This window comes from Leptolyngbya iicbica LK, assembly GCF_004212215.1.
In the GTDB taxonomy this organism is placed as follows: Bacteria; Cyanobacteriota; Cyanobacteriia; order Phormidesmidales; family Phormidesmidaceae; genus Halomicronema; species Halomicronema iicbica.
On the sequence record NZ_QVFV01000005.1, the window covers coordinates 61,636 to 87,511 of the forward strand.

The 25,876-nt window shown below is 55.2% G+C and carries 17 protein-coding genes; 9 read left to right on the plus strand and 8 right to left on the minus strand.

What is annotated here, in order from left to right:
* Positions 1–41: 41 nt before the first annotated feature.
* Positions 42–956, minus strand: coding sequence for a tRNA pseudouridine(55) synthase TruB (truB, locus tag DYY88_RS17840; protein ID WP_039730453.1), 915 nt, complete (start codon positions 954–956; stop codon positions 42–44).
* A 723-nt stretch (positions 957–1,679) separates the two neighbouring features.
* Here truB and dinB point away from each other — a divergent pair.
* Together dinB and prfB are read left to right on the plus strand one after the other, a co-directional pair.
* The gene (dinB, locus tag DYY88_RS17845) at positions 1,680–2,801 is read left to right on the plus strand and encodes a DNA polymerase IV (RefSeq protein WP_039729032.1); all 1,122 of its coding nucleotides are present in this window, start codon (positions 1,680–1,682) and stop codon (positions 2,799–2,801) included.
* A gap of 52 nt (positions 2,802–2,853) precedes the next feature.
* Positions 2,854–3,973 (plus strand): peptide chain release factor 2 gene (gene prfB, locus DYY88_RS17850; RefSeq protein WP_130199516.1). Its coding sequence is split into 2 segments (ribosomal slippage): positions 2,854–2,925 and positions 2,927–3,973, totalling 1,119 coding nucleotides; the frame shifts between segments, so codons are not numbered across the junction.
* Positions 3,974–4,163: 190 nt separating this feature from the next.
* On the opposite strand, the gene polA is transcribed toward prfB, so the two are convergent.
* The 3 genes from polA to DYY88_RS17865 all read right to left on the minus strand — a co-directional run bounded on the left by polA (position 4,164) and on the right by DYY88_RS17865 (position 9,437).
* Positions 4,164–7,058, minus strand: coding sequence for a DNA polymerase I (gene polA, locus DYY88_RS17855; RefSeq protein ID WP_072041363.1), 2,895 nt, complete (start codon positions 7,056–7,058; stop codon positions 4,164–4,166).
* 84 nt (positions 7,059–7,142) lie between these two features.
* Complete coding sequence (locus tag DYY88_RS17860) at positions 7,143–7,883, minus strand: Uma2 family endonuclease (protein WP_039729030.1); 741 nt, start codon at positions 7,881–7,883, stop codon at positions 7,143–7,145.
* Between the two features lie 90 nt (positions 7,884–7,973).
* The gene (locus tag DYY88_RS17865; RefSeq protein ID WP_084607175.1) at positions 7,974–9,437 is read right to left on the minus strand and encodes an RsmB/NOP family class I SAM-dependent RNA methyltransferase; all 1,464 of its coding nucleotides are present in this window, start codon (positions 9,435–9,437) and stop codon (positions 7,974–7,976) included.
* A 44-nt stretch (positions 9,438–9,481) separates the two neighbouring features.
* On the opposite strand from DYY88_RS17865, the gene DYY88_RS17870 reads away from it, so the two are divergent.
* On the plus strand, positions 9,482–12,055 hold the full coding sequence (locus tag DYY88_RS17870; RefSeq protein WP_039729029.1) for a M48 family metalloprotease: 2,574 nt from the start codon (positions 9,482–9,484) through the stop codon (positions 12,053–12,055).
* 577 nt (positions 12,056–12,632) lie between these two features.
* On the plus strand, positions 12,633–13,049 hold the full coding sequence (locus DYY88_RS17875) for an RNA recognition motif domain-containing protein (RefSeq protein ID WP_039729028.1): 417 nt from the start codon (positions 12,633–12,635) through the stop codon (positions 13,047–13,049).
* A 625-nt stretch (positions 13,050–13,674) separates the two neighbouring features.
* Here the strand turns inward: DYY88_RS17875 and DYY88_RS17880 are convergent.
* On the minus strand, positions 13,675–14,202 hold the full coding sequence (locus tag DYY88_RS17880) for a pyroglutamyl-peptidase I family protein (RefSeq protein ID WP_039729027.1): 528 nt from the start codon (positions 14,200–14,202) through the stop codon (positions 13,675–13,677).
* A 240-nt stretch (positions 14,203–14,442) separates the two neighbouring features.
* Between DYY88_RS17880 and hisH the strand changes: the two genes are divergently transcribed.
* Genes hisH through DYY88_RS17895 form a run of 3 tightly spaced genes read left to right on the plus strand, consistent with a single transcriptional unit; the run spans position 14,443 to position 16,501 of the window.
* Entirely contained in the window at positions 14,443–15,087 is a 645-nt protein-coding gene (hisH, locus tag DYY88_RS17885) for an imidazole glycerol phosphate synthase subunit HisH (protein ID WP_039729025.1), read from the plus strand.
* Positions 15,087–15,665: a 16S rRNA (guanine(966)-N(2))-methyltransferase RsmD gene (gene rsmD, locus DYY88_RS17890; protein WP_044151411.1), complete on the plus strand. Its 579-nt coding sequence runs from the start codon at positions 15,087–15,089 to the stop codon at positions 15,663–15,665. Before hisH ends, rsmD begins: the two co-directional genes overlap by 1 nt.
* Entirely contained in the window at positions 15,662–16,501 is an 840-nt protein-coding gene (locus DYY88_RS17895) for a sulfurtransferase (RefSeq protein WP_130199501.1), read from the plus strand. The genes rsmD and DYY88_RS17895 overlap by 4 nt, the downstream gene beginning before the upstream one ends.
* A gap of 94 nt (positions 16,502–16,595) precedes the next feature.
* Here DYY88_RS17895 and rpaA read toward each other — a convergent pair whose 3' ends face one another.
* Together rpaA and glpK are read right to left on the minus strand one after the other, a co-directional pair.
* On the minus strand, positions 16,596–17,300 hold the full coding sequence (gene rpaA / locus DYY88_RS17900) for a two component system response regulator RpaA (protein WP_039729023.1): 705 nt from the start codon (positions 17,298–17,300) through the stop codon (positions 16,596–16,598).
* Between the two features lie 835 nt (positions 17,301–18,135).
* Positions 18,136–19,644, minus strand: a complete 1,509-nt coding sequence (glpK, locus tag DYY88_RS17905) for a glycerol kinase GlpK (RefSeq protein ID WP_039729022.1) — start codon at positions 19,642–19,644, stop codon at positions 18,136–18,138.
* A 519-nt stretch (positions 19,645–20,163) separates the two neighbouring features.
* Between glpK and DYY88_RS17910 the strand changes: the two genes are divergently transcribed.
* Positions 20,164–21,060: a DUF2267 domain-containing protein gene (locus tag DYY88_RS17910; protein WP_039729021.1), complete on the plus strand. Its 897-nt coding sequence runs from the start codon at positions 20,164–20,166 to the stop codon at positions 21,058–21,060.
* 363 nt (positions 21,061–21,423) lie between these two features.
* Positions 21,424–23,943: a CPBP family glutamic-type intramembrane protease gene (locus DYY88_RS17915; RefSeq protein ID WP_052288654.1), complete on the plus strand. Its 2,520-nt coding sequence runs from the start codon at positions 21,424–21,426 to the stop codon at positions 23,941–23,943.
* 86 nt (positions 23,944–24,029) lie between these two features.
* Here DYY88_RS17915 and DYY88_RS17920 read toward each other — a convergent pair whose 3' ends face one another.
* Positions 24,030–25,718 (minus strand): glycoside hydrolase family 13 protein, encoded by a 1,689-nt coding sequence (locus DYY88_RS17920; RefSeq protein WP_039729020.1) that lies wholly within the window; start codon positions 25,716–25,718, stop codon positions 24,030–24,032.
* Positions 25,719–25,876: the final 158 nt, after the last annotated feature.

Sequence of the window (25,876 nt, forward strand, 5' to 3'; positions counted from 1 at the left end):
ACCGTTAAGCAACGCCTGTAACTTCTAAGATTGCGTTGAAACTAGGTTTGAGGTGGCATGAACACGACTTTGGGCAATAATCGAGTTTCGTCGGTGTCGGGAATGAATGCCCAAGCAGTTATACCTAAAAATGTTTGGTCAGGGTTGTAGACCTGATAGTAGGAGCAGCTCAGGTCGGCTTCGCGAAATTTGTAGGGGATTTTTTGGCCCTGTTGCCAGCGGCGTGCCCAGTCAGCGGACAACTCAATGCGAGGATGGTGCTGAAGGGCGATTTCGGGCGGTAGCGGCTGATAGGTGCCCTTTTGCAGTTGTGACTCTAAGTCAGCAAGCGGCAAACTGCTGTCGAGGGTGAAGCCGCTACTTTTGGTGCGTTCGAGGGCGGCTAGTGTGCCTCCAACCCCTAACTTGTTGCCCAGATCGCGGGCGATGGAACGAATGTAAGTGCCTGCGCCACAGGTAATATCGATCGTCAATTCCGGGAACTCGCCAGGTTGCCAGGTGATGGGTTCAATGTGGTGCACTGTGACCGTCCGTTTTGGCACGTCAAAGTCTTGGCCTTTGCGGGCCAGATCATATAGGCGTTGCCCTTGTACCTGGATGGCACTGTAGCGAGGCGGCAGTTGCTCAATCGTGCCGATGAAGTCTGCCAGGGGGGCGATCGCGTCTGCCTGGCTCAGGTGTGCTGCGCTGGTGGTTTGTAGAATGTCGCCTTCTAAATCATCGGTTGTGGTAGTCATGCCCAGGCGAATCACGGCCCGATATGCCTTATCCGACGGCAAAAACTGAAGCAGTCGGGTGGCTCGTCCCAGCGCCATGGGCAATACTCCGGACGCGGCGGGATCGAGTGTTCCGCCATGACCGACCTTTTTTTGTTGCAGCAGTCGCCGCACTTTGGCCACACAGTCGTGGGAGGTCCAATGCACTGGCTTGTACAAATTCAAAAAACCATCTACCACGGGCAAGACGTCCTCAAGCACAAACTCCGAATCAGGGGCTCAGTTACTGGCAGGGCTTATCTGCGGTTGCCTGGTCGGATAAATGAGGCAAGAATTCGCCTGCTGGCAACAACTGGGATCACCTAATAATAGTTAGGTTACTCAATCCTTACCTAACCTGAGTTCGGGTTAAGCTGTGCGGATCATTCGCCAAGGAATAAATCGCCCTGGCTCACAGCAGAAGTCCGTTGAAACGGATGACCAATTTGGAGATGAGGACCGGCTTGAGTCCGTTTTAACGGACTTCGACCAATGAGCCGTGGGCTTTGAGTCCCCGGCGGGGGGATAACGTCAGGGATTTCTTGTCCTGAACTGACGTGATTCGGTTTGGACCGCAAATTCGGGAGGCCAGGCGTTGCGACTAGAGGGATGCGATCGCTCACCCACGACAGTTTTCGCTGGCGTAGGGTTTTGGCTAAATTAGTTTGACGCCCAGAACGCTTACCGCCCATCCGCAGATGCGGCAACCGCAACGATTTGGCTTGATCCGTTGGCTGAACCACAATCCCTAGCGACCCCAATCACAGGCTATGCCCTCCATGATCATGAGCGCTTCTGACCTTGACCTTAGACGTTTGGAATCGTTCTGAGTCACGGGTGCATGAGCGGCATGCAGTCAAAAGACGGCGGCGGCGATCTGTGTAACATGATTGACAGCCTGGGGCGTTACCCGGTTTTGAGCAGATGGCGCATTCTGAAGGGTTACCGCTACGCAAAATCATCCATATCGATATGGATGCCTTTTATGCCTCAGTTGAGCAGCGCGACGAGCCCGCCTATCGCGGCCAGCCGATTGTCGTGGGGGGCACGCCGGAGCAGCGCGGGGCAGTCGCCGCTGCCAGTTATGAAGCGCGTAAATTTGGCATTCGGTCAGCCATGCCCGCCCGAGTGGCGCAGCAGCGGTGTCCGCACCTGATTTTTGTGAAACCCCGCTTTGAGGTGTATCGCGAGGTGTCGCGGCAGGTCCGCGCCATTTTTGCCCGCTATACCGACTTGATTGAGCCGCTGTCGCTGGATGAGGCGTACTTGGATGTGACGCAGAATTTGCTGGGAGAGCCATCGGCGATCGCGATCGCCCAGGCCATTCGCCACGACATTCACCAAGAAACTCAGCTCACGGCGTCGGCGGGGGTTTCCATCAACAAATTTCTGGCCAAAATTGCCTCTGATATGGACAAGCCCGATGGGCTGTACGTGATTCGCCCGGAGCAGGCGGCGGCCTTTGTCGCCACCCTCCCCATCGACAAATTTCACGGTATTGGCCGCGTGACTGCCGCCAAAATGCACCAACTCGGCATTCACACCGGGGCCGAACTGCGGGAATGGTCCGAAGCTGATTTAGTGCAAAAGTTTGGCAAAGTGGGTCGGTTTTATTATCGGGTGGCCCGTGGCCAGGACGATCGCCCGGTGAATCCCAACCGCATTCGCAAGTCTATCGGGGCGGAAAAGTCTTTCTCTCCCGATTTAGAATCGCGATCGCAAATGACCGCCGCTCTCAGTCAACTGGCTGAACGGGTCGGACAGCGCGTGCAAGAACAACAGCGGGGCGGCTATACCCTGACCTTAAAAGTCAAATACAGCAACTATCGCCAGGTGACCCGCAGCCACACCCAAGCCCAGCCTATTCGCGCCACGGCGGACATTCAGCAATTGGGCACAGCCTTGTTGCACCAGCATATTGACCCGCAAGCTAAAGTCCGGCTACTCGGCCTGGCCTTGTCGAACCTAGAGCCCTTGCCCTCTGAAATTCAGTATGTGCAGTTAGCGCTTGATTTTGACCCGTCCGCCGAGTCAGAAAGTTGCTGATTGAGCGCGATCGCCCTAGCATAAGAGTCCACCTCACATCACGACGACCATGTTGGAAACGACCGATCTCAAGCGCGATCTCGCGACGTTAACTAACCGCCTGGGCAACGCTCAGGAGTATCTTTGACGTTGATGCGACGACGGCCAAAATTCAAGACTTAGAACAGCAGGCGGCCCAGCCAGAACTGTGGGATAACCAGGAAACCGCCCAGCAAATTTTGCAGGAACTCAACGACAGCAAGGCCCAACTCGATCAGCTCAAGCAATGGCGATCGCACCTCGAAGACACCGAAGCCATTTTGGAACTGCTCGAAGAAGACGCCGACGAGGCGCTGCTGGCGGAAGCGCAGTCCACCCTGGCTACCATGACCCGCGAACTCGATCTCTGGGAACTCCAGCAAATGCTGTCTGGCCCCTACGACAAAAATGGGGCAGTGCTCACGATTAACGCTGGGGCCGGGGGCACCGATGCCCAAGACTGGGCCGAGATGTTGTTGCGCATGTATACCCGCTGGGCTGAGTCTCAAGGCTATAAAGTGGCGCTGGTCGAACAGTCCGAAGGGGACGAAGCGGGGCTAAAATCCGCCACCCTAGAGATTCAGGGACGTTACGCCTTTGGCTATTTGAAATCGGAGAAGGGCACCCATCGCCTGGTGCGCATCTCGCCCTTCAACGCCAATGGCAAGCGGCAGACCAGTTTCGCCGGGGTCGAGGTCATGCCCATTCTCGATCAGTCGATTGAGTTGGACATTCCCGAAAAGGATTTGGAAATTAAGACCTCCCGCTCTGGCGGTGCCGGGGGGCAGAACGTCAATAAGGTGGAAACAGCGGTGCGGATCACTCACTTGCCCACGGGCATTTCGGTACGCTGTACCCAAGAGCGATCGCAACTGCAAAACCGCGAAAAAGCCATGGCCCTGCTCAAGGCTCGCTTGCTGATCATTGCCCAAGAGCAGCAGGCCCAAGCGATCGCTGAAATTCGGGGTGACATGGTCGAAGCGGCCTGGGGCAACCAAATTCGCAACTATGTCTTCCACCCCTATCAAATGGTGAAAGATCTCCGCACCAATGAAGAAACCACCGCCGTCGGCGATGTGATGGATGGCGATTTAGATCCGTTCATCCAAGCTTACCTGCGGCAGGACACCCAACTGACCAGCACCCCAGCTTAAAAACTGGACTGATTGGAGCCCATCCAGCTCAACCCAGAAGTTGGCCAGGGGCAAAAGGCTGTCTTGACTTAAGGCGACTGTCGCTGCCCCGACCTAGCAGTTTGCAGGAGCAATCTGTTCCTGAAATCTCCCTCGGTAATCAACCTTTGCCGCCGCCATCGTGGTTAGTCCAGGGGGCGCTCATCAGCCTCTATTTCGCTTCCATCCAGTTGGGGCCAGCGCTGGCTTCCACCACCAATGGCACTTTTAGCGAAACGGCGGATTCCATCGTGTCGGTGATTTTGGGGGCCAATTCCGTCCATTCGTCGGGGGGCACTTCAAACACAAGTTCGTCGTGAACTTGCAGGAGCAGGCGGGTTTCATAGCCCTTCAGCAACTCGTGCAGGCGAATCATGGCGACTTTGATGATGTCCGCACTGGAACCTTGAATGGGCGCGTTAGCGGCGGCGCGGAGAAGTCCGGCATCGTAGCCGCCAATGCGTTTGAGGCTATCCAGATCAATTTCATTCGGATCGGTGCCGAGTAGGCCGCGCAGTTGGCCGCTGGTGAAATTGAAGTAGCGGCGGCGACCCATCAGGGTGTGGACGTAGCCGTGGGCGATCGCTTCTCGCTGCATTTGTTGCAGGTATTCAAAGACGTTGGGATAGCGATCGTAGTAGCGATCGATAAAGGTTTTCGCCTCGCTCCGGCTGACATCGGCCTCCCGCGCAAACCGGGAAGCCCCCATGCCATAGATGACGCCAAAGTTGATCACCTTACCAAGTCGCCGCTCTTCCGGCGTGATGTCGTCTTTTTCAAACAGCAGCCGTGCGGTGAGGGCGTGAACGTCGTCGCCGTTGTTGTAGGCTTCCACCAACACCGGCTCGTCACTCAGATGGGCCAAAATCCGTAGCTCAATTTGCGAATAGTCAGCAGCCACTAACTTCCAGCCCGCTTGGGGAATGAAGGCCGCGCGAATCTGGCGACTGAAGGCCGTGCGAATCGGAATATTTTGTAAGTTGGGATTGGACGAGGAAAGGCGTCCCGTTGCCGTCACGGCCTGATTAAAGTCGGTGTGGATGCGATGGGTATCGCGCCGCACCAATTCTGGCAGGGCGTCCACATAGGTGGACTTGAGCTTCGATAGGGTGCGATTCTCGACAATTAGTTTGACGACGGGATGATCGTCCTGTAGCTTTTCCAACGTCGCGGCGTCGGTGGAATAGCCGCCGGATTTGTTCTTGCGCGACTTGCGCTTGTCCAATCCCAGTTTTTCAAACAGTAGGGTGCTGAGCTGCTTGGGTGAGGCCAGGTTGAACTCTTCGCCCGCCAGCTCGTAGGCTTCCGCTTCAATCTTTTTTAGATCGCTCTCTAACTGCTTAGAGAACTTGCCCAGATATTCCGAATCGATGCGAATGCCTTCGTATTCCATCTCGGCGAGGACGGGTTCCAAAGGCAGCTCGACGTTGTTGAACAACTTCTCCAGTTCGGCATATTGGGCCAGCTCCGCTTTGAGCAGGGCGGTGAGGCGATAGGTGGTATGCACGTCGGCCCCGCAGTAGTCGGCCACATCGGCAATGGGGAGGTCAGCAATGGTTTTCCCCTTGGGCACCAGGTCAGAGAAGCTCAACGCGCTGAGGTTGAGATATTTCAGCGACAGGTCACTGAGGTTGTGGTTAGCGTCGGGGTTCAGCACGTAGCTGGCAAGCATGGTGTCGAATACTACCCCGGCAAGGTGAACTCCTTGAACGCGCAGCACGAGGCGATCGTACTTGGCGTTTTGCAATACCTTGGGAAATTCGGCCCCTTCGAGAATGGGACGCAGGGCTTCCAGCACCGTCGATGTATCTAGCTGGGCACCGTCTTTGTGACTAAGGGGAATGTAGGCTAGGTCAGCTTTGCCGTCGCCCCAGCAGCAGCCAATCCCCACCAAATCCGCATCGCGCGGCGTCAGGGACGTGGTTTCGGTGTCCCAGGCGACGGGCTGGGCGGGGTCGGTCTGTTCCCCCAGCAAGTCCAGCAGTTCGTACAGCGCTTCTTCGGTCGTAATGATTTGTGGGGCAATATCCACCGCTTTCACCGTTTGGGCCTGGTCGGTCTCTTCTGCTGAAAAGAAGGCCAGATCGGGGTCTTCTCTCGCAGGCACGGCCTCAGTGGACTTAGTTGGGGGCGCTTCACCTTTCAGCGCGGCTTCGATGTAGGGCAGGCGGTTGATGAACTGCTGAAATTCCAGCCGCTTCAGTTTTTCCGTCACGGCGTCAACGTCAAAGCCGTCTAGCTTGCAGGTTTCGAGATGGGCGTCTAAATCGACATCGGTGACGATGCGGGCCATTTTTTGGGAGTGATAGGCGCTGTCTTGACCTTCCCGCAGCTTTTTCTGCGTCGCGCCTTTGATGTTGTCGAGGTCGGCGTAGACGGCATCTAGAGTGCCGTACTGGTTTAGCAACTTGGCGGCGGTTTTCGCGCCAATCCCTTTCACACCGGGGATGTTGTCGGAGGTGTCGCCGCAGAGGGCTTTGTAGTCCACCACTTGGGAGGGTAGGATATCGAGCTTGTCCTTGACCTCCTGCGCCTGAAATTCCTTGGGGCCGCCTTTCCCTGGTCCTTTGGCAAAAATGCTGCTGAGATACAGCACTGACACCAGGGCTTGCTCTTCGTCGATGAGCTGAAAGAGATCCTGATCGCCGCTGAGAATCTTAACCCGGTAGCCTTCGGTTTTCCCCAGGGTGGAGAGGGTGCCGATCACGTCGTCGGCCTCAAAGCCGGGGGCAGTGACGACGCAAAACCCGAGGGTTTGCAGGAGATCTTGCAGGTTCTTCACGTCCTCAACAAAATCTTCCGGCGCTTCGGGGCGACCTTCTTTGTAGTCGTCAGCCATCTCGTGGCGAAAGGTGGGCTGATCCAGGTCGAAGGCCACAGCCGCGTACTGGGGGCGCTCTGATTCCACCGTATCGAGCAGCGACTTGAGAAAGCCGTAGCAAACGCTGGTGGGAATGCCCGTGGAGGTGCGCAAACCGCCCTCTGGCCCTTTGGTGTGGGCGTAGTAAGAGCGAAAAGCCAGGGAGTGCCCATCAACGAGCATCAGCAGAGGAGATTGGTCAGCCACAGATTTCCGGTGCGATCGCCTTCAAAGTACAGGCATCTATTGTAAAAGCCTGGGCGAGCAAAATCTGTGTCGGTCGGGGAACCGTTACTGAGGTAACTGATCCGGATCGATGCCCTGCGATCGCAAGTAGGCGGCTAAGCGATCGGCGCGTTCGCGTTCGCGTTCAAGGTCGGCTTGGGCTTGGGCCGCGCGATCTCGCTCCTGCTCGGCCTGTTCATCACCTGTCAGCAGCAAATTGCCTTCACCATCTTGCCAGCGGAGCCAGGTATTAGGACTCCCTTCAAAATCGCCCTCCCACAGCATCAGCCCCAGACTGACCTGCTCCATCCAGGGTTCAGGCATTTCTCGATATTGCATCCCCTGAAGTTCAAACAGACGCAGGGGGGCATCCCCGAGTTGACGATTGGGATCATAAACCGCGTAATAGCTGACCCGCATCCGTTCATAAATGGCCAGTTTATCCGTCAGCTCTTTGCCCACTTTGTTGGAAACGACCTCGATCGCGATTTCCGGCGGTTTGCCAAATTTCCACACCAGATAACAGCGGTTTTGCTTTTCCCACCAATCCTTAGGGACGGCGACGCCGAAACTGACAAAGACATCCGGCACGATCGCCGTACCGGGAAAGGTGTGATAAATGCCCACATTAGCCGCTGCAATGAATGGCTGGTGATCCTTCAAACTGCTGAACAGCGCAGAGGTGAGGAGTCGCTGCTGTTTTTCAGACGCAAAATTATCCACCGGTGTATCGTCCTCGGTGATCAGTTGTTCGGCATCGGGAAAAACGGCTTCATCTTGTTCCTGGAGGGAAAGCTGATTGACCATAAAAGCCTCCGAGACAGCCATAGGAGTAGTTGTATTCTAATCGGCGATCGCGGCGTCCGGTTGCGGCCTCGCGGCCATCCAGCTACATCGTCAGTTGCCGCCAATTCCGGCCAGTTCGCGCCGCAAAATTTTGGGAATCTGCGACTCCAGGTAACCCCCGCGATAGTAGCCGCAGCCCAGCTCAAACGCCTGAAATCGCACATGCACATAGCCCGGCTGCACATTGGCAGATAGCGGTTGCGAGCCGCCGCGCAGAAATTCAGCGACTGCCTCCCAGTCGGGCAAATGGATGACGTTTTGCTGGGCCAGTTGGCCAAAGCGCTGCAAAAAGGCGGTGGAGGGTTTCAATCCCAAATTGGTCTGCGTCGCGCACGAGAGGCCCAGGGTTTGTGGCGACAGTTCATCGGGTAGCTGACTGGTGCGATCGCGCAGCCAATAGCGCCGCTTTCCAGTGGCCCAACAGTCATAGGTGTCAAAGGCGGCGGGCGGAATGCCGAAGCGATCGCAGATTGGCCCCAACGGCGACTCTGCAATCGCTAGCCCGGATGCGTTAGGCGGGCTCGATATGCCTTTCGAGGATTCGAGAGGTTCAGTCGTGAGAGCCGGAGCGGCAGTGCGCTGCAACCGGGCGACAAAAAAGCCCCCTGTGTTGTTCAAATGGGGAAAATAGCGCTGCGCGTGGGCAATGTCGGCGCGATAGGTTTCCCCCTGCCACTGGGTGAGACCCGGCTGATACCGCAGCCTCGGAATGGCGAACGGGACAACCTCGGCGCGATCGCCCAGCACCGCATCCAACACCGCTTCATTTTCCTCCGGGGCAAAGGTGCAGGTGCTGTAAACCACCGTGCCTCCCGGTTTCACCAAATCCAACGCCCGGCTCAAGAGCTTTTGTTGCGCCGCCGCCATGCGCAAACCGTGGTCGGGCTGCCAGGGTTGCTGTCGCTTTCGACGCCGGAGATTCCCCTCACCGGAACACGGCGCATCCACCAGCACCCGGTCGAAAGAGAAATTGGGCAAGGGCAGCGATCGCCCGTCTTCCTGCATCGTGATGACCTGAGTTAAGCCCAAGCGATTAATCGTCGCCGTGAGACTGGGCATTCGGGCGGCGTGCAATTCATTGGCGATCACGGTGCCCGTCGGATTTCGCAGAGCGATTTGGGCCGTTTTGCCCCCCGGCGCGGCACACAAATCCAGAATGACCTCTCCCGGCTGCGGATCGAGGGCCGCCACCGCCGCCATGGCAATTTCTTCTTGCACGTAATACCACCCCGCCGCAAAAGGCACGGTATTACCAGGGGACGGCCAGTGAGGCGATCGCCACGCCCCCGGCCACCACGGGATGGGTTCCAGCGCGACACCCTGCTGGGTCAGAACATCCGGCAAAGCGATCGCGTCACCTTTCAGCGGATTATGCCAAAAGGAAACCGGCAGCGGGGTTTGGCTAATTGCCAACAAACTTTGAAAATCGTCGACGATCGCGGCATATCGTGCCAATATAGCCGCAACTCCATCAGGTTCAGGCTGCGAGCGAGTGATTACATCGACAGAGGACACGAGGGTGAATCCGATTCGGTGGGCATTCGTCCGAGTTCCACGGCATGTTAGACGTGCCTTATTCTGCCAATCAACTCCCGTCCATGCCAGGCGACTCTCCCGACCATATCTTGAAAACGGGCTTAACGGCCCTAAAAGCCGCTGACTATTCTGTCGCGATTGAGCAGTTTGCTCAGTTGTCGCGCGATCGCACCGTCCCCGCTGCCATTCGTCTCAAAGCTCACATCGGTTGGATCAAAGCCCTCAAAGCGGATGGACAAGCGGCTGCCGCCATTCCGCTGTGTCAAAAGCTGATCAATCATCCCCAACCCAAAATCCAGCAGTGGGCCAGCGCCACCCTCGCCAGCCTGACACCCGCGACGGATGAGGGGACTCGGACCGATGCCCCCCCCGCCACAGACCTCAGCGGCTTTCGCCCTTTAGATAAAGATGGCCCCCCCACCCCTGAGTATCCATCGCCAGCACCGCTGCCCACCCCCCGACCAGAAATCACAGATCCGAGCGGCTTTCGCCCCCTCGACCCGGAGGCCGAATCGACGGCTGCCTTGCCGCGATCCGCAATGGATGCCCCGGGTTTGATCGACCCTCAGGCCGAGCGTTCTTCCCCCCCGGGTTCTGAGGCAGAGGCTTTCGTGCCCTCGACGCCAGTTGCCGATTCTTCTCCGCCCAAGGCCGCGAAATCTGAGACCGATACCCCGGCGGCTGCCGCCCCGCCGCCGTCACTATTCCATTACGCTGAGCTAAACCAAACCGCCCCGCCAGAAGCCTCCCGCCCAGTCTCTGAGCCGACTCCAGAGATGGGTAAACCGCTGCCCCCAACCGAGCCAGCAGCCGTCTTAGCATTTCAATCGACCGATCGCCTCGATCGCCCGCGCAACTTGCCCACCCCACCTGCATGGCTATGGCAAGCCTGGATCAGTCAGGCTGTTGGCGCGATCGCGCTATTTTGGCTTTGTCGCGCCTTGATGCAGATTACTCTCGCCGTACTTGCCACCTTTCTAACCCCATTTAGCCGTGTCCTCAATTTCTCCCTACAATGGCGTTTTTACGACTGCACTGGCATCACGCTCGCAATCTTAATCGCGCTGTTTTTTGCCTCCCCGTGGGTGCTGGATTGGCTGCTGCGCACCACCACCGGACTCAAGCCCCTATCGATTCAAAAGCTGCAAAAGACCCATCCTGAGGGGTGCAAATTGCTGCGGCGCATCAGTCAAAAACAAGGCTGGCTGATGCCTCTCCTGCAAGAGTTGCCGACCTCAGTGCCACTAATTTTTAGCTATGGTTGGCTGCCTCGCCACACCCGAATTGTCATCAGCCGAGGATTGCTAAAACAACTGACCGATGACGAAATTGCTACGCTGATTGGCTACGAAATGTCCCATGTCATGAGCCGCACGTTGCCGTTTATGTCACTGGTGGCCGTGCTTTTGCAGCTATGCCATCAGGGCTACTGGCAAGTGGCACAATGGGCCAATCAACAAAAAAATCGCTTTTTGCGAATTGCTGCCGCCACGATCACCGCAATTTGCTACGGACTGTATTGGCTGTTTCGCAAGGTGAATGTGTTGGCGGCGCGATCGCGGGTGATGTTAAGCGATCGCCAAACCGTCGTGTGGACGGGCAACCCCAATGCGCTCATGCGAGCACTGGTCAAGCTCGACGTGGGCATTGCCGCCGCCATTGTGCAAACCGGCTACACCCCACCGCTGGTAGAAAGCACCGATTTGCTCACGCCTGTGGGATATGAGGCCGCAATCGGCCTGGGTAGCTTGTTTCCGGATGCCAGTTTTTTGAACGCGATCGCCTGGGAAATTCACAACCCCTATCGACAGTGGCTCTCGATCAATAGCAGTCACCCAGGGCTGGGGGCTCGGCTTCGACGATTGACTAGCTATGCCCAACGCTGGCAACTGCAACCCGCCTTACCTCTACCCACATTAGATCCCAACCAAAAATCTCCAAGTTCCCGTTCGAGAACTCAATGGGGCGCTTTTCTCACCCAAATTAGTCCCTATCTGGGGCCGATTTTGGGCCTGTCAGTCGCCATGCTGCTCTGGTTCTTAGGCGGCGTTTTTGAACCCCTGGGGCTCCGAAGAATCGGTTGGCTATACGGCGATCGCAGTGTCCTTTGGGGCATTTTGCTGCTGGGTTTGGGGATGGGCATCATGATTCGCATCAATACTTACTTTCCCGATATCACCGCAGGCAATCGCCTCACTAACCCGCCCTTGCCCAGCCTGTATGAAGATCCCTTGCAGTTGCCGACCCTCAGCCAGCCCGTGCGGATATCGGGCCAGCTTTTGGGCCGTCCCGGCATTGCCAACTGGCTCGGCCAAGACTTGATGTTGGCGACACCGACTGCCTTGCTCAAGCTGCACTTTTTCTCGCCCCTGGGTCCCCCCGGCAATTTGTTGATGCATCCTCGCCACCCCAGTGATTGGGTGGGGCAATCGCTCGAAGTTCAGGGCTGGTACCGGCGGGGGGCGATCGCCTGGATGGACGTCGACGCATTTTTTCAAACTGGCAAATTGGTGACTAAGGCCAGCCATCCTCTCTGGTCAGTGGCGCTAAGCCTTATCTGCTGTGCATTTGGGTTATTCATCCTTGTACGAGGTTAAGCCACCAATCAAACCAGCCGAAATGTTGCAGCCTCCTCAACAAAGTGTTACCTTTCTTAACAGAGTTCCAGTGCACCTAACCGTGACTGACCAATGCAAGTACAGTCGAGTCACTTTACCCACTCGGGGGCTAGGTATGGGTTCTCCTACTCTCAACACAGCAAGACATACCAGCTACTTTATTCAGGTAGCTGGTTTTTATTACTCAAATTTATGGACAAATTTGGGAGATTACTTCTGCGGCCGACTGCCGTCCATGTTAAGTTAATTGATGGCTCTCATATGTCAGACAGTTGGATGCAAAGGCTTCAGCGGTACATCCCAAATTTAGTCGCCTGTTGTAGGCTGTGTGGGGGTTGCAAGGGCAGCAAGTAGCTTTTCGGAAATTGTTGAATCCTTGATTTAACAGTTTTTGTAGCCTCCTTTATTTCATCGGAATTTTTCTGAATTCTAATTTTTTTCGAGGCTGGCCGTTTATAAAATTGTTGTTCTTTTACAAGTCAAAGATTGCCAATTAAGCATGAAATTGACTCGTTTTGGCAGTTGAAAATAGTGTGTTGAAAAAGAGGTATCCGCAATGTCTGTGAGAGTCTATGTCGGCAATTTGCCGAAAGATATTGAGCGCGAGCAGCTAGAAGCCGTATTCGCCGAACATTCAGAGGAAATCGTCTCGGTTAAATTGGTCACTGATCGCAAGACGGGCAAGTGTCGAGGTTTCGGTTTTGTGACGGTCAAAACTGACGAACAAGCCGATGCGTTGGTGAGCAAGTTCAGTGACTTCACACTTCAAGAAAACACGCTGAAAATTGAAAAGGCTCTGCCTCGTTCTAAGAAAGAGGATGGCGATGCTGATTCTGGGCGTCGCAAATCGTCTGCCAAAGGACGTAGTAAACCCGCTACCAGTTCTGCAGAAGCGGCACAGCCTGATCCTCGTTGGGCGGGTGAGTTGGAGAAGCTGAAGGAAATGTTGGCGGCTCAGACTACAGGTTCGTAAGTAGCTCAGCATTTCTGATGTTCGGATGAACGCTGAGCTACTCGTAAAACATGGCGGTTCGATAGCTGAATTCACCCAGAGGGATGAGATTAAGTTGGTTGGGATAGTCTTCTCGCCTGTCACCAGGTCAGGCAACGTGCCTGCGCCAATAGTGATTTAACCCAAGCGGGAGCCGGATTTCGAGCCTTAGCTAATGCGTCCCGAGTACGTAGCTCTACTTACTTGAAAAGGCCAGTCTCACATTTGAGGCGGGCCTTTTTGAGTTTTGGTATGGGGCTTATGGCGACGTGTTATTCAGATTATGTCGTGCTGCAGGCCGTGGCATTCAGGCTTCCACGCTTTCCGCAGTTACCCAAAAAGACCGCAGTGATTGAATCGTCTTTCACTCAACCTTCTCAACAATTAGCGACTTGAGCGCAGATCAAGACGCAGATGGCGTGCATTCTCGCGATTGGTTCACTGAATCCATGGTTGAGGGCAGGTACCAGGTCTATGAAGAGAACCGATAAGCCCAACTTGGGATGGCACCGCACCTGCCTTAGATTGGCTACATCTTTCAACAGTTTACCGATCGCTCACCATGAGAACCTGAATCATTGATTCGGCCGGATATTACCGATACGTCCTATGCTGCGGATCGTCGATCTAGCGAGGTTTTGAACGACAAACGCGACAACACACTCTCAAAATCTTGGCGTAATGGCTGTCGGTTATAGTCCGTCAGGGGGGGGATATGTACGAACAGAGCTTGCACTGCCAAATTGTTATGGCGAATGTGATCTAACAAATCGTAGTAAAGCGCATTGCAAACAAAGGTGCCAGCATCGTGGCTGATGGTGCTCCACTTAAGCCCAGCGGTTAATGACGACAAATCGAGGGCTGTCTCCAGGCGAGTCCCGGCGCGGTGGGCATACCGTTCTAAATTGAGGCGCGATCGCTGCTCAGCCATGCCACAGCAGATGACGGTCGTCGGGCGATATTGATAGATCGCCGACAACACTTGAGTGGGTGCCAATTGAAAATGCACGGGCAAGTTGCGCACTAATCGAGTGCCTCGGGGCAGGCGATCGCGAACGAGCATAATCAGGTCATCAGAAGAATTGGTGGTTTGATGTGCCTTCCAAGGGGCAAAAGTTGTAATAAGCAACGTCATGAAATTTACTGTATGCCAATTAGTTAAAACCCAAGCCGCACAAAGTAGTGACCGATTCCTGATTCCCAGCCGGCAGATTGCTGATAGCGGCTAGTCTTATCTCCACACATACAAGCCCATGTGTGTCAGTTCAGGCATAAAATTGGGCACAAGAGTTGGGGAACATTGACAAATCCTCAAGCCGAGCGTGACGACCCTGTGTAGGATGAGGGTGGACTGCCGTAGTTTAGGAGGCTAACCATGACTCGTATCGCTGTAATTGACTATGACATGGGCAACCTTCACTCCGCCTGCAAGGGGTTAGAAAAAGCTGGGGCCACAACGGTGGTCAGCGACAACGTCGCCGACTGGCAAAGTGCCGATGGCATTGTTTTGCCAGGGGTCGGAGCCTTTGACCCCGCCATGCAGCACCTTAAAGATCGTGACCTGATTGGCCCCATCCACGATATTGTCGCCACTGGCAAACCCTTTTTAGGCATTTGCGTTGGGTTGCAGGTGTTGTTTGACGGCAGCGAAGAAGGCCAAGAGCCCGGATTAGGCATCATTCCCGGCATGATTCGGCGCTTTCAGCGCGAGCCCGGCATCACCATTCCCCACATGGGCTGGAATCAACTCACCCTCACCCAACCGGAACACCCTCTTTGGCAGCACGTTAACACTGATGACTGGGTGTATTTCGTCCATTCGTTTTATCCCGAACCAGCGGATACGACGATGACGGCCGCTACAGTGACCCACGGCAGCCAGACGGTGACAGCAGCGGTAGCCAAAGATAACGTGATGGCGGTGCAGTTTCACCCGGAAAAGTCGTCTACAGTCGGACTGCAAATTTTGTCGAATTTTGTGGCGGTGATTCAACAACAGACCCCGGCTTTGAGTCGCTAATGCCTCTGCGAATTTATGGCAATCGTCAGCTCAAGACTGTGCCCGGTCTGGCGACTCGACCGACGACCGGGCGCGTTCGTGAGGCGTTGTTCAATATTTGGCAAGGGTCTATCCGCCACTGCCGCTGGCTAGATGTGTGTGCGGGGAATGGGAGTATGGGGGCCGAGGCTCTATGCCGAGGGGCCACCACCGTCGTCGGCATCGAAAAGGCTGGCATCGCCTGCCGCACGATTCAACACAATTGGCAGCAAGTGGCTCGCCCCGACCAACAGTTCACCCTCATGCGGGGCGATGTCTTGACCCAATTACCCAAGCTTGCCGGGCAGACGTTTGATCACATCTACTTTGATCCCCCTTATGATGCGGGTTTGTATGATGCGGTGTTGATGGCGATCGCCCAACACCACCTGCTCGCAAGCGATGGTGAGTTAGCTGTTGAGCATGATGACCAGTGGACGGCGATCGCACTGCCTACGCTCACTCTCCGCACCCAAAAGCGCTATGGCCGCACCTGTTTATCCTTTTACACCGTCCCTGGTGAACCGCCCCTCGACACATCAACTCAGGAGGTTACATGACTGCATCCAGTCTGTCCTTGCCAACGCCTTTGGTGGATATTCAGTGGCTAGCAGACCATCTGAACGACCCGAACCTTGTCGTGGTGGACTGTCGCTTTGCGCTGGGTGATCCCCAACAGGGCCGGGTCGAATATTTGGCAGGGCATATTCCCGGAGCGGCTTATCTGGATCTCAACCAAGATCTTTCCAGTCCAGTCGAGCCACATGGCGGTCGCCACCCGCTACCTGACATCGACGAATTCGTTGCCAAGCTCGAACGTTTGGGGATCGCTTCTCAGCCCGCTACCTCTGTGATTGCTTACGATGCGACGAAGGGCGCGTTTGCCGCTCGTTTGTGGTGGCTGCTGCGTTATCTCGGCCATGATGCTGTGGCGGTCTTAGACGGTGGCTTGCCCGCTTGGCAGGCAGCGCAGTTGCCCCTGACGACAGAGGTTCCTGAGCGATCGCCGGGCAAATTTGCGCCGACTTTACAAACTGATTGGGTCGTTGATCGCAGCAAAGTGATTGCGGCACAAACGGAGAGACAAACAGCGCTAATCGACGCGCGATCGCCAGACCGCTATCAGGGTTTACACGAACCGATTGATCCCGTTGCGGGGGCGGTTCCTCAGGCTTTGAATTTCTTTTGGCAAACCAACTTGAATGAGCAGGGCTACTTTAAATCTGCGGCAGAACTCACTCAACTCTGGCAACCGCTGCCAGCCGCCGAACAGTCAATTTACTACTGCGGCTCAGGCGTCACGGCCTGTGTCAATCTCTTAGCCCAAGCCGTTATGGGTCAGGCAATGCCTCGACTTTATGTTGGCGGCTGGAGCGACTGGTGCTCCTACGAGTGAACCAGCCGTTAGACCTAATCTCGCTTCACCGCACAGGGCAGAACATCGAGTCAAGGGACTGAAACAGGCAACAGACAGCCTTGAACTAGGGGCGCTAGTCGCCCGGCAACTCGAGGCAATAGCCCGCACCGTAGACTGTCTTGATGTACTTAGGATGTCTGGGATCGGGCTCAATTTTCGTGCGCAAATGCCGCACATGCACCCGAATCGTCTCAATATCGTCGTTGGGATCGTAGCCCCACACCTCTTTCAAAATCTCGCTCGGCGATACCGTCTGACCATGCCGTTGGAGCAGGCAATGCAGCAGCTCAAACTCTAAGTGAGTCAGCTTCACCGTATTGTCAAACCATAGCGCTTCAAACCGCTCGGGAATGAGGGTCAACGGGCCATAATTCAGAATTTCGCTATGCTTTGCTGCCTGGGGAATGCGATCAGTTCGCCGCAGCAGTGCGCGCACCCGGGCGAGCATTTCCTCTAGCTCAAACGGCTTGGTGAGATAGTCATCAGCCCCTGCGTTGAACCCGTCAACCTTATCTTGAGTCTGGCCCAGCGCCGTCAACATCAACACTGGAATCTCGGCGGTTCGAGTATCACGACGTAATCGCTGACAGACTGTCAAACCATCGACCTTGGGCAACATCAGGTCGAGCATGATCAAGTCAGGCAATAGCTGAACAGCTAAAGCTTGGCCCTTAATGCCGTCGCTCGCCTGGCTAACATCATAGCCAGCCATCTCGAGGTTGACTGAGACTAGTTCAGAAATTGATGGATCGTCGTCAATAACAAGTATGCGGGGCATTATTCAAACCACTTTCTTTGACTAAAGAGTATTGCATTACAGCTTGAAAAGGATTAACTCGAACTGTTGAAAAATACAAAGATCCTCGTACTACATTATAAGAAACAATAAAGAATGTACAGATTTTTGTAGCCGCGACCAAAAGGTCTGAACGCTCAAGAGTCCGCTTTGGGGCCAGGCGTTGACAATCAAGGCGGGTCGAGAGTGATTAACAAAGCCGTGCTTAGGCGGCCCTGCTCCGTTGCTGGGAGGCGATAAATCTGGCCAGCCTGTAAACAGGTTTTCTAGTCCTTCGCCGCGTGGGGGCTAGTCAAATAATTCATTCCTCTCGGCTTTCTTGAAGCGGGCTAACCGAAATTATTCCTAAACGTTTGTTGAACAATAGGAAATTGAAATGATGAGCATTTACTACACTGCCATTAACTGCCGTCCGTCGTCTTAGTGGATGAAAGCGATCGCTGCATCTTTAAAGTGGTGGAGCGTGCTGGAAAGCCGACTCCGATGCGAGTACACGACTTAGAGTGTCAATGCTCCCGATGAATTGCCAGCACGCAAGAAGGGCATTGAGTTTCCCAGCTAAGCCATGTGTGGCCCTTCTTAGTCGAGCTACCTCAAAGCATGCTGCAAGGATTGAGTGCTCAATGTACGGTCTTTGTCGTGCAGCGATCCCCAGATGAGCGGCAGCTGCGTTGAGTGAGGGTGAAGGAAGAATCCGATGCTGTTCTTGCGCTTTGGCAAAGTGCCCATCGGGGAGAGTTGCCTACCCCGGTTCCCAACTTCAGTGCTCAATTGAGAACCGGAGTAGGCAGCAAGCCGCCGCGCAGCAAATGGGCAATCATTCGCACCAATTTTTAGAGCGCTCAACTGCTTTTTTCCACATCGCGTAGTTTTCCCGAGCTGCCGAGGCGTTAGCATTCGGCTCGAACACCCGCTCAATGCCGCGAGCGGCGACGAGGGCGCGGTAATCGTTCCAGTAGCCGCTGGCGAGTCCGGCGGCAAAGGCGGCTCCCTGGGCGGTCGTGTCGAGAATGGCGGGCCGCTCAATGGGAATGCCCAGGACATCGGCCTGAAACTGCATGAGAAAATCGTTTTGGCAAGCGCCGCCGTCCACTTTGAGTTCTTTGATCGGTGTGGCCGCTCCGGCGTTGACGGCATCCACCACTTCTTTGACTTCGTAGGCGATCGCTTCCAAGACTGCCCGAATCAAGTGTTCGCGACGGGTGCCCCCCGTGATGCCCATAAATGAGCCACGGGCGCTCATATCCCAATGAGGCGCGCCTAACCCACTCAAGGCTGGTACGAAGTAAACCCCGCCATTGGTGCCGATGCGCTTGGCCAATGGCTCGGTGTCGGCGGCGTGGCTAATCACCCGAATGCCGTCGCGCAACCATTGAATACAGGCCCCAGCCGTAAACATTGCGCCTTCGACGGCGTAGCCGACCTGGGGCTTGCCATCGCCCGCCACTGACCAGGCGATGGTCGAGAGCAACTCATGATTGGTGCGCAGGATTTTGTCGCCCGTGTGCGCCACCAAAAACGCGCCTGTGCCGTAGGTACATTTCAACGCGCCGGGGCTGTCGCAACCGTGGCCAAACAGAGCTGCCTGCTGATCGCCAAAGACCGACATGATGGGAATCTCGACTCCCAAAAAGTCGGGATCGGTGTAGCCAAACAAGCCTAAACTGGGCTTGACCTCCGGCATGATGCTGCGGGGAATGCCAAACATTTCTAACAGGTTTGGATCCCAGTCATGTCCTTGTAAATTGAGCAGCATGGTGCGGCTGGCGTTGCTGTGGTCGGTGGCGTGAACCTTGCCGCCGGTCATGTTCCACAGCACCCAAGTATCAACGGTTCCCGCCAGGGTTTTTTCCATATATAGAGGCGGATCGGTGTATTGCTTGATGTGGTCAAGCAACCAAGCCAATTTGGTCGCGGAGAAATAAGCATCGAGTACGAGACCGGTGCGATCGTAGATTTCGTCGGCTTTGCCAGCGGCTCGTAGTTCATTACACAAGGGCGCGGTGCGGCGATCTTGCCAAACGATCGCATTGTGGTGAGGGCGGCCTGTTTCCTTATCCCACAGCAGGCAGGTTTCACGCTGTACAGTCAAGCCGATGGCCGCGATCGCCGACGCTGGAACCTTGGCTTTTTCTAAAACGCCTCTGGCCGCCCAGCGAATGTCATCCCAAATTTCACGTGGATCATGCTCTAACCAGCCCGGCTCGGGATAATACTGCGTCAGTTCTTTGTACGACTGGGCAACGACTTGCCCGGTTTGGTCAAAAATGATGGCGCGGTTGCCGGTCGTGCCCAAATCCAGGGCCATGATATAGCTGGCTGACATAATCTTTGGATGGTTTAAAAACTCACAAGTAACTAGATTTACCCTACAGCTTTTGCATGGAAGGCCCAAAACCAGACGGAATTTAAGATTGGTCTTAGATTTGCGTTAATGGCTGTTGCAATTGGGCGGCGAGGGCTGAGGCCCAAATTGTGGGTGACTTTTGTGGATTGAAGGCTGAGTTAAGTAGCTGACAAAACGAGATTGGCAACTGGGTAGGTCATCTTCTCAGCGGTTTACTCGAGCTCCACCAGAAGTTGTATTTGGGCGTGGGACATTTCTGCCGACGGATGGTTTCGGCGATCGCCGAAAATTCCTATTCTTAGTTGTGTTGATGTTCGCAACACAAACTATTATTCATGCGAGTCTTCTAACGGTTTAACTTTAATCGCTCATCTGCTGCAGATTGTCAGCTTGACAAGCGAGTACTGAACAGTGGTTGAGCCATGAATAAAGGATCGATTTGTAGCAGCGATCGCCTGCTCAAACTCAATCCGATTGTTGAATTCAAATAATTACTCTATGCCTATTACCATTCGAGACGACGCTGTTTACTTAATTTTGAGTCAAATTGACCAAGCGCAGCAAGGAAATCATGCTGCTGAGGTTGATACCAAGGAAATCAACTTGGCTGCTGATGATTTTATCGGCATTAAGTTAGACAAATCTGACTTACTGGGGCATCTCGATTATCTTAATCAAAAGCAATACATTGACGCCGAATTTAGCGGCAATGCTTACGCTAAGCAAGAAGATGTGCCCAATTTGGTTAACCCTGACGAGGTCAATGTTCGCGTTGCCAACACTCTAGGGGCCGAGGATGGGCCATTGCCGCACTTGATTACCCTGAAGCGAGCCAAGCTCACTGCTAAGGGTGAGGCAATGCTGAACGAAATGAAGGAAAACCCTCCGGAAAACTTGTCTGAAGATAAGCGTGAGCCCATTCCTGAGTCTGAAATGTCCTTTTTGCAAAAAGTCATGCACAAGGGCAATTTGTCCGACCTTTATGATGCCAGAGACGTGACGGAAGTCGTCTTTCGGGTGATGCGAGATATGATGACGACCCAGCAGGCTGACCAAATTGCCGCTGAGTTATCAGATGATGTGGCGTCTCAAGGTGTGGAAGACAAGTCACTCCATGTCGACGTTGCTGAGCTGTGGCAAGATACCAACCCCATCGTGCGATTTCTGAGCCGCTTGCGGCCACCGCTACGAGGTGAAGCACCTTTCGGCATTGATTCAGAGCTGTTTCTCAAGCGAGTCGATCGCGAGGCCTCTGTCCCTAAAACGTCGAATGGGGAAACTGTGACCCGTGCTGTCTTCGCTGCGACGAAGGATGAGCTGTCGGAAGAGCGGGTGCAAGAAATCGCTGCTTGGCTACCTGTGGGTCGGGTTCAAGAACTTTGGCAAACAGCTTAACAATCTGAATATTTCGAACGCTTAAGGCGTAGCGCAGAGTCCAAAGGGCTCTGCGCTTTTTGGTTGGGCCAGCACGGTGGGCCATAACTGCTCAGGAGAGCGCCGTTGAAGGGTTTTTGGGGACGGGAGGGGGGACCATTGGGACGGCGTTAGGGTTGGGTTTCTTGATGTAAAGCGCAGTCAAAATTAGGGGCGATCGCCCCTGGACGAATCCCGCGGTCAACTCGCAATGGGGGAAGAATCGCTAGATTTCTTTAGGGTGTTTTGTTCCAGCGGACCGATACAATATGCCAACACTGGGCTCTGAGCAATGATTTGCCCGGAGGCTGAGATCGCGATACTGTTCCATTTCAGACTGGGTCCATGCATCAACATTTTTGGGGCGCTTCAGGTTTTATGCGGCAACTGATCCGGCGATCGCGGTGGGTCTTGCTGGGCGCGATCGTGGCGCTCACCCTGTCCATGACGGGGGCTCGTGCCGATATGCCCGAGTCAAACTATGCGTTGGCGCAGGCCGCTCCGTTTAACCAGGTGACGACTTATCCCATCACGGCGCTGCCGTCATCGGCGACCTATCGGCCTGTGGGGAACTGGGTTGGACGACTGATGTTGCCCAGCGTCGAAGACTATGCTGCTGAGCCGGGTGATTGGGCGTGGCTGGAAGTGTGGCATTCCCCTGCCAATCCAGAGTTGCTGGGGCAAACGGTCAAGGTTGCGTGGAAGGATGCCCCCTTGCTCAAGTCTTATGTGGAGGCGGTGACGCGGGATGTGACGTTTTCCGATCGCGCCTACAAATTTTGGGAGGGAGGCACCATCGTGCCCATCCGGTTGGATGGGCGGCAAAACGTGGGGCCACTGCAATCGCTGGCGGGCGCACGCCCCAACGACGATGTCACGGTGAAGCTGGTCGGTGACCCTGTCTTAACTGAGGAGAATGGTCAACCCGTGGTGCGGGTGGGGTTAGAGCCCGTGCAGGTGACGGGGCGAGAATATGGACTGGTGCAAGTGCTGGAACCGGATGCGAGTGTAGAAGCGCCGCTGCCCGAAGTGTGTCCGGGGGAATCTCCCTGTCCGACTGAATATTTCAAAGTTCGCCACTTTAACTCGGCGACCAAAGAGTTTACTGGACCGGAGGAAACGATTCGCATTCCCCAGCAGCCGATGCTGAAGGGCGATCGCTTCTTTTCCACCATTCGCGAACTGACCGATTCGCCAGCGGGGAGCGAGGGTTGGTATGTGTATGGCTCACGGGATGAGGCGGGCGTGTTTACGGTGCAGGCTCTGGAGCCGCGTAAACTGATGCAGCTCAACCCCGACGAAGTCATCTTGGGCGAAAAAGCCGGACGGAATTATTTAGATCGCCAGAACTGGAGGGATACGCCAGCGCGTAAGGGGCTGGCCCAAAAGGTCTTGGTGAGTCCCACAGCGGAGTCGGCTGAGGGGGCGATCGCCGCCTGGCAGGTGGGTGACTATGCCCTGCTGATTCACCTGTTTGGGGGCATCGGCGGCGAAAATCAAGAATTCACTCCCGCTGGCACGGTGACAGGCCACTTTGCCTACGGGCTGGCGCAGGTGGTCGAAGAGCCGATTGCGCAGGAACCGCAGTTCCAAATTAACTACCAGCAAATCTATACCCACAATGGCGGCGCGATTATCGCGGGCACCCACGATTGGGCGTCGTATACGGGTGATATGCAGCGCGGTTGGCTGGGGCAGCGCCCCCTGTCTGACATTGTGGTCAAGCTCGACTATTTCATCGAAGATTTGCAGCTGGGCGACACTACCCTCTCGTTGTTTCGGGAATTGCTGATTCAGGCGCAAATTATTGCGGCCCGCTATCGCACAGGCGATGGTGCTGGGGTGACAGCCATTTCTCCGGCGACGTCTTGCGTTCAGGACTCGAACCAGGCGTTGTTTATTGCGATCGAGCAGATTCGCTTACAAGCGCAACAAGATCCCAATATTCAGGCGTACATCGAGGCCAACCCCAACGACCCCGATGTGCAAAAAATTGAACAGTTTGCGGCTTTAGCCACCGATCTGCGCCAATCACTGGCACCCTACGGAGTGGTGCGGCCCGACTGGCAAAGCAATGCCGAGACCCTGGCAGGGGTCAACGCGCGGGGCAACGAATTGGCGACTCGCAGCGGCTTGCTGGCGGGCATCTTTAGCTGGCGCTCGATGATGCCGCGTTGGGGGCAAGATGACATCGCCTTCATTTTTCTCAAAAATGGGGCCGATCTCTGGTTCTTGCGGCCCAATCAAGTGGGGGGCTATGACCCGACGATCGCCCCGATTCCTCCCACTGCGTTGTTTGGCTTGATTCCGGGGGTGTCACGGGTGGCGTTGCGCCTGGCCCGCAGCTTTGCCGTGCCCATTTCCGGTGCTTTGGTGGGCTATACCCTGCTGGCGCTCGCAGCGATCGCTGCCGTCACCCTCAGCTACGGCCGCCAGAGTGGCCTGCTGCGCCCGCAGTTCCGTGTGGATAATCCGCTCAAAGCAGTGCTCAATTTGGTCAAACTGTTTTTTGTGCCTGCCCTGCTGGAAGAAATCATCTTCCGGGTGAGCCTATTGCCCCATCCGACTGAAGGGGTGCCGACGCTGCGCTGGCTGGCTTGGGCGGCCCTCAGTCTTGGACTATTTGTGCTGTATCACGTTGGCTTTAGTTGGCTACGGCCAAAGGCTAGTGGGGTTTTGCACGATCGCCGCTTTTTGCTACTCGCCAGTTGGATCGGGCTGGTGTTAACCACTCTCTACGGTCTGACCGGGTCCATGTTGGCCGTGACGGTGGTGCATTGGTTGGTCGTTGTGTCCTGGCTCTATGGCTTTGGTGGTTTGGCCCAATTGCAGGGCAAGGGTCCCGATATTGCTGCCAATGCTTAAGCGATCGCCCGTCCCGCCCCGTTAGAGAGCCGGGTGCGATCGCCGTTCTATGCTGCACTCATGCGGCATCGGTGGACGTCAGAGGCTCATTCGTGATGCTGTTGCCAGAGACTGACTTCAAAGGCTTGCAGGTGCTCAGGCAGTGCCATGACTTTGCCAGTTTCATAGTCGGTAGACATCAAGACATGCCAGCCAGCGCGATTGAGGGGCGCGTCGAGGGTAAACGGCTGCTCATAGGCAAAGTTGATGGCCACTAGCACCGTTTCAGTCTCCGCTTCTCGCAGGTAAGCCAGATGCTCGTGGGGATAGTGAATCAGGGGACGCCAGCGGCCAGCTTGTAGAGCCGAACTGTGTTGCCGCACTTGCAGCAGGCGTCGATAAAAATTCAGGATGGAATCTGGGTCAGCCAGTTCGGTCTGCACATTCACTTCGGGATAGTTGGCGTGCACCGGCAGCCAGGGTTCAACGCTTTTACCAAAGCTAAACCCAGCCTGGGGTGAGTCATCCCACTGCATGGGGGTGCGAGCCCCGTCGCGGGGCGGCGGCGTCTCACCCGTCTCGCTTTTGATCACCGCATGGTCTTGCAGCCGCTCTTCAGGAATGTCCGTATTGTCCACCATGCCCAACTCTTGGCCGTAGTAGAGCAGCGGCGTGCCCCGAATGGTCAGCAGCAAGGTCGCGGCGGCCTTGGCGATCGCTTGAGAATCGACACAGAGGCTGCACTCTACCCAGCGCGACAAATGCCGGGGAATGTCGTGGTTATCCAAGAAATAGCAGGGCCAGGCATCAGGCGAAGTGACCTTTTCTTGTTTCTCAATTTCCCGTTGCAAATAGCCGGGATACCAGGGACTAAAAGGAAACTCGAAGGTAATGGGCAGGTGCAATTCGTCATTATGGACGCCATGGAAAATCACGGAATCGTAAAGACGGTTGTCGATAAAGGTTTCGCCAATCAGGACGCGATTGTCGTAGGTTTCCAAAATGGCGCGGAGCTCGCGGATGATTTGGTGATTATCCGGCAGATTTTTGTCGTAGAGGTGATGGTAGTTGTTGTAATCGTTTTTGTCCGTGGCACCGTATTTGAGGGGATTGTCGCGAAAGTAGGGATCTTTGCTGTAAACGCTAGACGCATCGAGACGAAACCCATCCACACCGCGATCGAGCCAAAACCGCACAATGTTGTAAACAGCCGTGCGGACGTCGGGATTCTGCCAATTGAGATCGGGCTGGTTGGAATTGAAGGTATGAAAGTAAAACTGCTCGCGCTGCTCGCAGTAGGTCCACCCGCTGCCCCCAAAGTAAGACTGCCAGTTGTTGGGGCGATCGCGGCCCTCAAACGGCGTCTGCCACAGATACCAGTCAGCCTTGGGATTATCTTGACCACCGCAAGATTCCACAAACCAGGGATGCTGATTCGAGGTGTGGTTGACCACGAGATCGAGAATGATTTTGATGCCGCGATCGTGGGCTTTGGCGAGCAACTCATCAAAGTCTGCTAGCGTGCCAAAGGTGGGACAAATATCTTGATAATCAACAATGTCATAGCCATTGTCGATCATGGGCGATTTGTTGATGGGCGATAACCAGATGGCGTCGACCCCCAAGGCTGAGCGACTTTTGGGGTCGCCGTCATTCAGGTAGTCCAGGCGCTGAATGATGCCGCGTAAATCTCCCGTGCCATCCCCGTCACCGTCGGCAAACGTCAACGGATAGATCTGATAGATGACGCCAGTTTCCCACCAGCGATGAGGACGAATAAAATTGGCCTGGGTCATGAAAATGTGGTCTGTAACAGTACGCTACCGTTCCCTATCATGGCGGCTTGCCGCTGGTGGCAACCAAAAATAAGACGAAATCTCACAAAACAACTGACTGATACCGTCAGCCATGGCCAGATGGAGAGCGGGGATCCGCACTTAAACGCGATCTCCAT

Excerpts from the sequence above, each read along its gene's own strand:
- DYY88_RS17910 (WP_039729021.1), top strand. The coding sequence starts at position 20,164 with ATGCCTATTACCATTCGAGACGACGCTGTTTACTTAATTTTGAGTCAA.
- DYY88_RS17875 (WP_039729028.1), top strand. The coding sequence starts at position 12,633 with ATGTCTGTGAGAGTCTATGTCGGCAATTTGCCGAAAGATATTGAGCGC.
- DYY88_RS17920 (WP_039729020.1), bottom strand. The coding sequence starts at position 25,718 with ATGACCCAGGCCAATTTTATTCGTCCTCATCGCTGGTGGGAAACTGGC.
- glpK (WP_039729022.1), bottom strand. The coding sequence starts at position 19,644 with ATGTCAGCCAGCTATATCATGGCCCTGGATTTGGGCACGACCGGCAAC.
- hisH (WP_039729025.1), top strand. The coding sequence starts at position 14,443 with ATGACTCGTATCGCTGTAATTGACTATGACATGGGCAACCTTCACTCC.
- DYY88_RS17895 (WP_130199501.1), top strand. The coding sequence starts at position 15,662 with ATGACTGCATCCAGTCTGTCCTTGCCAACGCCTTTGGTGGATATTCAG.
- DYY88_RS17870 (WP_039729029.1), top strand. The coding sequence starts at position 9,482 with ATGTTAGACGTGCCTTATTCTGCCAATCAACTCCCGTCCATGCCAGGC.
- DYY88_RS17915 (WP_052288654.1), top strand. The coding sequence starts at position 21,424 with ATGCATCAACATTTTTGGGGCGCTTCAGGTTTTATGCGGCAACTGATC.
- rsmD (WP_044151411.1), top strand. The coding sequence starts at position 15,087 with ATGCCTCTGCGAATTTATGGCAATCGTCAGCTCAAGACTGTGCCCGGT.
- DYY88_RS17860 (WP_039729030.1), bottom strand. The coding sequence starts at position 7,883 with ATGGTCAATCAGCTTTCCCTCCAGGAACAAGATGAAGCCGTTTTTCCC.
- rpaA (WP_039729023.1), bottom strand. The coding sequence starts at position 17,300 with ATGCCCCGCATACTTGTTATTGACGACGATCCATCAATTTCTGAACTA.
- dinB (WP_039729032.1), top strand. The coding sequence starts at position 1,680 with ATGGCGCATTCTGAAGGGTTACCGCTACGCAAAATCATCCATATCGAT.
- DYY88_RS17880 (WP_039729027.1), bottom strand. The coding sequence starts at position 14,202 with ATGACGTTGCTTATTACAACTTTTGCCCCTTGGAAGGCACATCAAACC.